We start from the raw sequence: 9,846 nt of genomic DNA, 5'->3' as shown, positions 1-9,846 counted from the left end.
ATGGAAGAAGAACCAAAAGCAATGGGACCAAAAACAGTCAATGTTTCAATGCCCCAAGGCTCTGGAATTCCAGGATGTGAGGAAACTAACGAATGTTACATCCCAGCATCCGTATCTATCAACGTAGGTGATACTGTTCTTTGGACAAACGATGATGCAGCAGCACACACTGTTACCAGTGGTAGTCCATCTGCAGGCGGACCTGACGGAAAATTCGATAGTAGTTTAATGTCTCCAGGTGCAACTTTCGAAGTCACATTTGATGAGAAAGGAAGTGTTGATTACTTCTGCATCGTCCATCCTTGGATGGTAGGCAACGTTAACGTAAACTAAACTACAAATTTTTTCCTTTTTTCTTTTTAGTTTCTATTTTTCTAAGATTTCTATTATACGATACCCCAAATCTATGCGCTTCATCTCTTGCATGCTGTAGAATCTTGAGTGCTTGCTCTTCTTTGGGAATAATTATCGACTCTTTTTTCTTGGGTACAAACACTTCCTCATTTTTCTTTGCCAATGACACACAAGGAATGTTTACTGCAAGGGAAGCAAGCGAATCCATTGCTGCTCTTAGCTGTCCTTTACCGCCATCAACCAAGATTAAATCTGGAAATTTGATCTTTTCTTCTGCCAACCTCAAATATCTTCTCTTGATTACCTCGCCAATCATTGCGTAATCATCCCTTCCGGTGACTGTCTTTATTCTGAATTTTCTGTATCCTGATTTATCAGGAGTGCCTTCTACAAATCTAGACATAGAAGCTACAGCATAATCTGCTCCATGATTTGATATGTCAAAACATTCGATTACTCGTGGAGTCTCCTTTAGACCTAGTATGTCTCTGAGCTCTACCAGTCCTGGTTCTGCACCAGTTGTCTGAATTAATCTGATGTTTTTCATGATCAAATCTATCATCCTTTTTCTTTTTCCAAGTTTTGGAGCAAGTATCTTTACTGAAAATCCAGCGTGTTTGCTTAGTAATGATTCTAGGATTTTTACATTCTCTGGAATACTATTTACAATTACAAATTTTGGAATCTTATGTGTAGTATAATATTGGAATAAAAAATTTGAAAATGTATTGTCTGCTACAAGATCAAAAGAGAATCTCTCTCTATCTCTTATCACTCCTTGTTTTTGTTTTAATGTCATGATGTGTGCTGTATGTTCCTCAATCATGATTCCAAAATAATCTTCATCAGGTGCATTCTCAACATATTCCATCTTTTGATTCGTGTTAAGACTGCCTAGTCTGTGAAGCGTATCTCTAATCTCTTTTGCTCGCTCAAACTGTAATGAGTTTGATGCTTCCTGCATCTCTTGCTTTAGCTTTGAGACAAACTCTTGCATCTCTTTTTTACCTTTTAGAATGGATTCTAACTCTAGGATATTTTTTGAATAGTTTTCTTGTGCAGTTTTAAATTCACATGGTGCTTCGCAGTTTCCCAAATGATACTCTAGGCATGCTTTCTTTGGGAGCGTCTTGCATATTCTAATTTTGAATGTTTTTCTTAGGCTGCCAATTGTAAGTAGTTTTGAGCTACCTTGAGTAAATGGGCCAAATATCTTTCCTCCTCCCAAAAATTTCCCTGTTCGCATTCTTCTTGCAACAAGGAGTCTTGGGAATCTCTCTTCTGTTAGTCTGAGGTATGTGTATCTCTGTTGGTCTTTTAGCTCTATGTTGTACATTGGTCTGTACTTTTTGATCATGTTTGATTCTAAGAGAAAGGCTTCACTTTCATTATCAGTTAAAACAAATTCAATATCTGAAATCTTTTCAACTAGTTTTTGCGTCTTGTAGTTTTGATTTTTCAAAAAATAAGATCTTACCCTATTTTTTAGATTTTTAGCTTTACCTATGTAGATTATTTTTCCCGTATTGTCCTTCATCAGGTATATCCCTGGATGTGCGGGAATGGTGATATTTTTGATATTGAAGCTCATCTTTGCATGAATTCTTTAAGGTACTTACCTGTGTAGCTTCCTGGGGCTTTTGAGACTTGTTCAGGCGTGCCTACAGTCACAATTCTGCCTCCTTCGTCTCCGCCCTCTGGTCCTAAATCAATAATCCAGTCAGCATTTTTGATTACATCCATGTTGTGCTCAATTACTACTATGGTGTTACCTAGATTCACAAGACGATTTAAGACATCAAGAAGTTTTTGCACGTCAGCAAAATGTAATCCTGTTGTTGGCTCATCAAGAATGTAAAGAGTCTTTCCTGTCCCCTTCTTTGATAATTCTGATGCAAGCTTTACTCTTTGTGCTTCACCGCCTGATAGTGTTGTTGATGATTGCCCGAGTTTGATGTATCCTAAACCTACATCGAAAATTGTTTGTAATTTTCGTTTGATAGCAGGAATATTTTCAAAAAATTCCAATGCTTCAAGAACTGTCATCTCTAAAACATCTGCAATGTTTTTACCCTTGTAATGTACTGATAGTGTTTCAGAATTGTATCTTTTTCCTTTACACTCATCACACTTTACATATACATCAGAAAGAAATTGCATTTCAATTTGTTTTACCCCATCACCCTCACATGCAAAACATCTTCCATCTGCAACATTAAATGAAAACTGACCTGGTTTGTATCCTCTCTCCTTTGATAGCTCTGTATTTGAGAATAGCTCTCTGATAGGCGTAAAGGCACCAATGTATGTCGCAGGATTTGATCTTGGCGTTCTTCCAATTGGAGACTGATCAATTGAAATTACCTTGTCGATGTTTTCAATTCCTGTAATTTCTTTGTGTGCACCTGGTCTTGATGTTGATTTGTAAAAGTGCGCTTCTAATGATTTTAATAATATTTCATTAATCAAAGTTGATTTGCCTGAACCTGAAACACCGGTAACTATAATGAATAGGCCTAATGGAAATTCAACATTGATATTCTTTAGATTATTTTCTGATGCGCCTTTGATTGTGATTGATCCTTCTTGCTTTCGTTGCTTGTCTTTTAAAGTGATGAGTGATTTGTCTTTGAGATACTTTCCTGTCACTGACTTATGCCCATTTAGAATCTTGTTTACCTTGCCTTCAAATACTACATTACCCCCATGAACTCCGGCACCTGGTCCCAAGTCAATCATCCAATCCGAACTTCGTATAATTTCCTCGTCATGCTCTACCACAATGACTGTATTTCCAAGATTTCGCAGCTTTGTTAGCGTTTTTATTAACTTTGCATTATCTCTTTGATGGAGTCCAATTGTTGGCTCATCTAGTACATATAGAACACCAGTAAGGTTTGAGCCAATCTGCGTTGCAAGACGAATCCTTTGTGACTCTCCTCCAGATAACGTTGAGCTTCTTCTATTGAGTGTGAGATAGTTTAATCCAACATTTTTTAAAAATTCTAATCGCTCTTTGATCTCTTTTAAAACATCTCTTGCAATGTATTGTTCTGTCTCTGTTAGCTTTAAGGAATCAAAAAAGTCATAGCACTGATCTATTGATAGATTACATACATCCATAATCCCCCTATCATTAATTTTTACTGCAAGTGATTCTGGTTTTAGTTTTTGTGCATTGCATACATTACATGGGGTGTCTCGCATGAATTGCTTTAACCACTCTCTTTTTGATTCTGAATCTGTCTCCATAAATACGCGCTGAAGGTTTTCTAGTACTCCTTCAAATGCATCAGTATACTGCCATGAAGAATCACCTGACTTTGATTGATATCTAAAATCAATCATCTCATCTGTACCGTGAAGAATTATCTTTAGGTGATTTGGTTTTATTTTGTTTAATGGAGTCATTAGATCAAAACCAAATTTTTTCCCAACAGCACGGAGTGCTTGTTTTCTAAATGATGAGAATCGTCCACTCCATGGAACAATGGCTCCTTCAAGAATTGATTTTGATTTATCTGGAATTACTAGGTCTTCATCAAACTCCATTTTTATTCCCAATCCATTACATGCCTTGCACATTCCAAATGGGGAGTTAAAAGAAAATGTCCTTGGTTCTAATTCGCCAATTGTAATTCCACAATATGGGCATGCATTGTTTTGTGAAAATATCTTGTCTTGCTTTTCAGTTGATATCATGACATCACCTTTTGATGTCTTAATTGCAGTCTGGATTGCCTCAAAGAGTCTTGATTTCTCTGCCTTTTCGATTGTAATTCTATCTACAATAATCTCAATATTATGCCATTTTTGCTTATCAAGTGGTGGAATCTCTTCATCAAGTGATGTAATTTCCCCATCTAGTCTGATTCTTGAATACCCATCTTTTTTGATCTGCTCAAATAACTTCTCATAAGTTCCTTTTTTTCTCTGAATTATGGGGGCCAAAACGAGAATCTTTTTCTTTGTAAAATCCTTCAAGATAGAGTCACAAATAGTCTCTACTGACTGCGTGGATATTTTTCGCCCACAATTTGTGCAGTGGGGAATGCCAATTCTTGCATAAAGTAACCTGAGATAATCGTAAATCTCTGTAGTTGTCCCGACTGTGGATCGGGGATTTTTGCTTGTTGTCTTTTGTTGTATGGATATTGCAGGCGATAGTCCTTCTATGGAATCAACATTTGGCTTGTCCATCATCTCAAGGAACTGTCTTGCATATGCAGAAAGTGACTCTACATATCGTCTCTGTCCTTCGGCATAAATTGTGTCAAATGCTAGGGTCGATTTTCCAGAGCCGGATAGCCCACTGATAACTACTAGGTTGTTTTTTGGAATGTCAATATCAATATTTTTTAAATTATGGTGACGAGCCCCGCGGATTTTTAATTTATCAATTTTCATTTTTCTTTTCAATTTCCTTTTGTATTCTTTTGATTCTTTCACGGCATTCTATGGCTCGCTCAAAGTCCAAATCTTCAGCATACTTTTTCATTTGAGCATCAAGCTCAATTATATCAGTTGATAAATCATGAGGTGATTTATGTTTAATTTCATCCAGATTTGCAACTTGCTCTGGAATCGATTTGATTATGGTCTTTGGTGTAATGTTATGCTCTTTGTTATACTGGATTTGTTTTTCTCTACGTCGCTTTGTCTCCTCTAGTGCTGCATGCATGGATTTTGTAACTGTATCTGCATACATTATCACACTCCCATTTACATTTCTTGCTGCTCTTCCAAATGTCTGAATCAAACTGGTGACATTTCGTAGAAACCCTTCCTTGTCTGCATCAAGTATTGCAACAAGGGAAACTTCTGGAATATCAAGCCCCTCTCTTAACAGATTGATTCCAACTAGAACATCAAATTCCCCTAGTCTAAGCTGTCTGATAAGCTCAGTTCTTTGCAATCCTTCAATTTCTGCATGCATGTATCTAACACGAATTTGTTTCTTTGATAGATACTCTGCCAAATCTTCTGCCATTCTTTTTGTCAAAGTTGTGACTAGAACTCGCTGGTCTTTTTTTGCCCTCTTGTTAATCTCTGAGATAAGATCATCCATCTGATCTTTACTGGGCCGTGTCTCAACTATGGGATCAATTAATCCTGTTGGCCTAACTAACTGCTCTACAATCTGAAATGATCTTTTCTTCTCATAATCCCCTGGTGTAGCTGAAACAAAGATTGTGTTTTTGATATAATCCTCAAATTCTTCAAATTTCAGCGGTCTGTTATCATATGCACTAGGAAGCCTAAATCCATATGTGACAAGCTCTTTTTTTCTAGAGTGATCACCCTTGAACATTCCATGCAACTGTGGTAGTGTGACATGGGATTCATCTATTACAAGCAAAAAGTCCTTTCCAAAAAAGTCCAATAAACAAAATGCTTTCTCTCCTGCTTTTCTTCCATCAAAATGGCGCGAATAGTTCTCTATTCCAGAGCAATACCCTAATTCCTCAATCATCTCAAGGTCAAATTTTGTTCTCATCTCAAGCCTTTGTTTTTCTAATTCGTTTAGCTCAGGAAGTCTTTTGTTTAATTCTGATTTTATTGATTTGATTGCATTCTCTCTGACATCCTTTGCAATGAGATAATGTTTTGCTGGAAAAATTCTAATCTGTGAAATCTTTTTCTTCTCTTTTAGGGAAACATTATCAAGAATTGTAATCTTTTCTATATCCTCACCAAATAGTGAGATTCTGATTATGTCTTCAGAGTATGCTGGGACGATATCTATTGTGTCTCCCTTTACTCTGAAATTTCCTGGAGCAATATCTGTATCGTTTCTCTCATATCTTGCATTGATTAGTTTCTTGATTATCTCGCTTCTATTGATCTCCTGTTCCTGAGAGAGCGTAATTGCCATCTCGTCCCAGTCTTTTGGGTTTCCAAGTGAATAGATGCATGATACTGTTGATACAATAATTGTTGGCTCTCCTGAGAGCAGCATTGCAGTTGCCTCTAGCCTCATCTTTTCAATTTTTTCATTAATCTGAGTATCTTTTTCGATATAGGTATCTGTTTGAGGAATGTAACTCTCTGGCTGATAATAGTCATAATATGAGACAAAGTAGCCTACATTATTTTTTGGAAAGAACTGTTTTAGCTCAGCATAAAGTTGAGCTGCCAAAGTCTTGTTATGAGAAATAACTAGGGTGTTTTTTCCAGTTCTTGCAATCGCATTTGCAACAGTGAATGTTTTTCCACTACCTGTTACGCCTAATAATGTCTGAATTTTTTCTTTTGATATTCCTTGTACTAACTTTTGGATTGCTTCTGGCTGATCTCCTGTAGGCTGATAATCTGAAATTAACTCAAATTTTTGAATTTGCTGCAACAGTTACGATCCTTTCAAACTGAATTTAAAGCAATGGTGATAATTTTATCAAAATCTACCAGACAGGCTCATCGACCATAACTAGTCCTGATTCTGTCACCTCAAAGCCCATGATTTTTAGTGTCTCTTTTGCTGTGGGTGAATTTCGATTTAGAATCTTTTGCGCTAACTCCATCCTTCTACCCTTTTGCAAACCCTGCCCAATCTTGTATTTTCCACGAATTGACTCTGGAATGACTTTGATTACTGCAACTTCATTTAGAACTTCCATGGATGAGTTTAATGGCTCATAGTGGCCTTCTGGCTGATATTTTTCCATCAATCCATTTAATGCAAGAACTTTTTCATCCTTGTCATTTACAATGACTGCTCTTCCCTTAATCACTACACTGATGTAAAGTGTATCTGCAAGTGATGCGTTTTTTGGGTCCTCAAAGTATGATGGCAAAAACTCGAGCTCCCTATCTACTTCAAATCCGACCTTGTTGTTTTGGCGTACGTTGTCAATCTTTTCTCCTCTTGTATGAGAATGCATGTAGATTGCATCATCAAGATACACAAAATTCATTGGAATAATCTGCGGAAACCCTGAATCATCAATTGATGCAACTCGCCCGACATGTTCTTCATTTAAGAATTCTCTGATTCTCTGTTTTGATTTAATTTCTAATCTTCCTAATAGCTGCACAGATTAGATTATCTGATTGATTATTTATTTGCCTGCTCTCTAAGATATGGCATAACAGAGCTTGCAAACTTGTCAATACTGCCAAAGTAGTTTTTGCCCCAAAATCTAATTACAAAGTGGTTAACTCCTGCCTTCATAAATCTCTCAAAGACTGGAATTACATCCTCTGGTGTTCCTACTGCAGTTGAAGAACGTGCAATTGGGTCTGGAATCTTTGTAGCTGCTTCTCTCATCTTTACAATCCAGTCTTGGTTTGACATGGAATATTCTGTAAAGTATTTTCTAAAGTCAAATCCTTCAATCTCTTTTAATCCGTGAACTCTGAGAACTTCTGGCTTGAACAAGCTTACCTTTACTGCTTCTTTCATCTTTGCCCAGGATTCTTCTGCATCTTCTGAAAAGTAGACATCAATATCTAATGCATACTGGAAGTTGTCTTTTTCTTCTTGTGTTCTTCCATTCTCATCCATTGATTTTTTAATTTGTGCTGCGTGATCTTCAAACAATTCTGGTGTGTATCCAATTGGTAACCATCCATCGCCAAGCTTTCCTGTCAGACCCAGAGTTCGTGTACCACCTGATGCCATGTATGTTGGTGGCCTTGGTTTTCTAATTGGTGGTGCTTGTAGACATGCACCTTCAAGCTTGTAATATTTTCCTTCATAATCAACTGTGTTATCTGGATCTGATTTGTATAATGTGTGAATTAGTTCAATCTGTTCTTCCCATTTTGATACTGGTTTCTCAAATGGAATGCAAAACTCTTTGAGGTTTTGAGCTTCTCCTGCACCAATTCCCAAGATTGCTCTTCCTTTTGAAATTCTGTCTAGTGTAATGGCAGCTAGTGCAATGTTTGAAGGATGTCTTCTGATTGCATCTGTAACACACGTTCCAAGCTCTACGTTGTTGGTAACTGCGGCAATAGCTGAAAGCATTACCCATGGGTCAAGCACAATTGCTTTTTTCCACTGTGGGACATTTGTGTGGTCCATGTAAAATATAGAATCATAACCTGTCTTGTCTGCAAGCATACAAGCCGTTAGAATCTGGTCTTCTGAGTATCCTGCTCTTGCAACGTTAAGACCATTTTGAATTCCAAACTTTAGCTTGTTCATTTTTTCTGTATTGTGTTTTCACTTTTTGTGGTAATTAAGTGTAGTCTGGATGCCAGATTTCGTACTGTCGGAGTTATAAAAAATGTAAAAAATAAAGGAAATTTTTACAAATTACCTGCTTTAATGTCGTTTAGACATTTTATCACGTCTTCTTTGCTGATTGGAATTGGGTTTGGGTCCAAATGTCCTCTATCTGTCATAACTGTGTCTGCTGCTTCTGAAACATCTGCCTTCAAGTCCAATTTGTCAAATCCTAGTTTCTCTACAATTTGTTTGAACTTTTCATAGAATATGGATTTGTTGTGCTTGTGGGCCACAGTTGTACATGCGGAAAGAGAGTATCCGTGTGGAACTCCTTCATTTGAGAATACATATGATAACGCATGACCTAAGGTTGTGGAACAGTTTCCAAATCCCATACCAGATAACATTGAACCATATGGGTAGTTTTCTGGCTTGTCATTCATTATTGCATCATATAGTACATCAAATGCTTGCTTGCAAAGTGTTCGTGTCAAGTCATTTCCTAGTTTACTATCATAGCCCTCTGTTGCTTGTGCACATGCGTCACAAACAGAATTTTTGATAATTTGTTCAGGCGTACCTTTCATAAAGTACGAATCAACAACTGCCATGTCTGCTAGGAACTTGTCTTCGCGAAGTAGTTTCTTTTTGCCATCAAACTTCAAAACGCAGTATGTAGTCATTTCAGCTCCGGTACCAAACGTTGTTGGGATGAGGATCTTTTCTTTTCCCATCTCTGGTGCTGCATATTTTACAACATCCATTGAGCTTCCACCGCCAAGACCAATTAATGCAGAAGGGTTCTTTCCCTTGAATTCTGAAATAACAGATTTCACATCATCAATTGATGGTTCTGGTTTGACTTTATCATACAACATGTAATCCTGAATTCCCATTTTGTCTAACCACTTACCAGAGAGCTCTGGTGGAGCAGTAGTTACAACTAGTGCATTTTTTGGGTATTCAGTCTCACCTAGTGCGTTTTCTCCAAATTTGATAACTTTTGGAATACGTACTGTGTACATGATTTGAAAAACCCTGATTCTTATAATATCTTAACTGTTTTATCTATGCATAACTGGGTAACTGCAAAAAGATTGCTAGAATTCGATTATGAAATTGAATCTTTAATACACAAAATAAGGTTTTAGCATTTTAATCGATTTACCAAATCGTCACAATGTGGGCAAAAAATTACATTAGAAGCAAACCTTCCACGGCGTAAGATTTCAGCATCTTCTTCTCCACATCTGTCACACCTTACTTTGTGCATGGATTAATTTTAAAAAAAGCGATCTAAATCTTATTCCTAAATATTT

The 9,846-nt window shown here is 37.0% G+C and carries 7 protein-coding genes; 1 reads left to right on the top strand and 6 read right to left on the bottom strand.

What is annotated here, in order from left to right; genetic code table 11:
• A partial coding sequence (locus tag C6988_RS00470) for a cupredoxin domain-containing protein (RefSeq protein WP_255464100.1) occupies positions 1–333 on the top strand: 333 nt, incomplete at its 5' end.
• 1 nt (position 334) lies between these two features.
• On the opposite strand, the gene uvrC is transcribed toward C6988_RS00470, so the two are convergent.
• The 6 genes from uvrC to C6988_RS00440 all read right to left on the bottom strand — a co-directional run bounded on the left by uvrC (position 335) and on the right by C6988_RS00440 (position 9,552).
• On the bottom strand, positions 335–1,945 hold the full coding sequence (gene uvrC / locus C6988_RS00465; protein WP_182132481.1) for an excinuclease ABC subunit UvrC: 1,611 nt from the start codon (positions 1,943–1,945) through the stop codon (positions 335–337).
• A complete protein-coding gene (gene uvrA / locus C6988_RS00460) occupies positions 1,942–4,761 on the bottom strand; it encodes an excinuclease ABC subunit UvrA (RefSeq protein WP_182132479.1) in 2,820 nt (939 codons plus the stop codon). The genes uvrC and uvrA overlap by 4 nt, the downstream gene beginning before the upstream one ends.
• Positions 4,751–6,700 carry an excinuclease ABC subunit UvrB gene (uvrB, locus tag C6988_RS00455; protein WP_182132477.1) on the bottom strand — a complete coding sequence of 650 codons (1,950 nt, stop codon included), beginning with the start codon at positions 6,698–6,700 and terminating at the stop codon, positions 4,751–4,753. Before uvrB ends, uvrA begins: the two co-directional genes overlap by 11 nt.
• 55 nt (positions 6,701–6,755) lie before the next feature.
• Positions 6,756–7,388, bottom strand: a complete 633-nt coding sequence (locus tag C6988_RS00450) for a pyridoxamine 5'-phosphate oxidase family protein (protein WP_182132475.1) — start codon at positions 7,386–7,388, stop codon at positions 6,756–6,758.
• Between the two features lie 20 nt (positions 7,389–7,408).
• Positions 7,409–8,503 (bottom strand): LLM class flavin-dependent oxidoreductase, encoded by a 1,095-nt coding sequence (locus C6988_RS00445; protein WP_182132473.1) that lies wholly within the window; start codon positions 8,501–8,503, stop codon positions 7,409–7,411.
• Positions 8,504–8,607: 104 nt separating this feature from the next.
• On the bottom strand, positions 8,608–9,552 hold the full coding sequence (locus C6988_RS00440) for an iron-containing alcohol dehydrogenase (RefSeq protein WP_182132471.1): 945 nt from the start codon (positions 9,550–9,552) through the stop codon (positions 8,608–8,610).
• Between the last annotated feature and the right edge of the window lie 294 nt (positions 9,553–9,846).

Origin of the sequence: Nitrosopumilus sp. b1 (assembly GCF_014078545.1) — an archaeon.
Taxonomy (GTDB): Archaea; Thermoproteota; Nitrososphaeria; order Nitrososphaerales; family Nitrosopumilaceae; genus PXYB01.
Note: the sequence above shows the minus strand (reverse complement) of the source record. Positions and strands in the feature narration are given on the sequence as shown.

Coding starts and splice junctions, on each gene's coding strand:
- uvrA (WP_182132479.1), bottom strand. CDS start 4,761: ATGAAAATTGATAAATTAAAAATCCGCGGGGCTCGTCACCATAATTTA.
- C6988_RS00445 (WP_182132473.1), bottom strand. CDS start 8,503: ATGAACAAGCTAAAGTTTGGAATTCAAAATGGTCTTAACGTTGCAAGA.
- C6988_RS00440 (WP_182132471.1), bottom strand. CDS start 9,552: ATGTACACAGTACGTATTCCAAAAGTTATCAAATTTGGAGAAAACGCA.
- uvrC (WP_182132481.1), bottom strand. CDS start 1,945: ATGAGCTTCAATATCAAAAATATCACCATTCCCGCACATCCAGGGATA.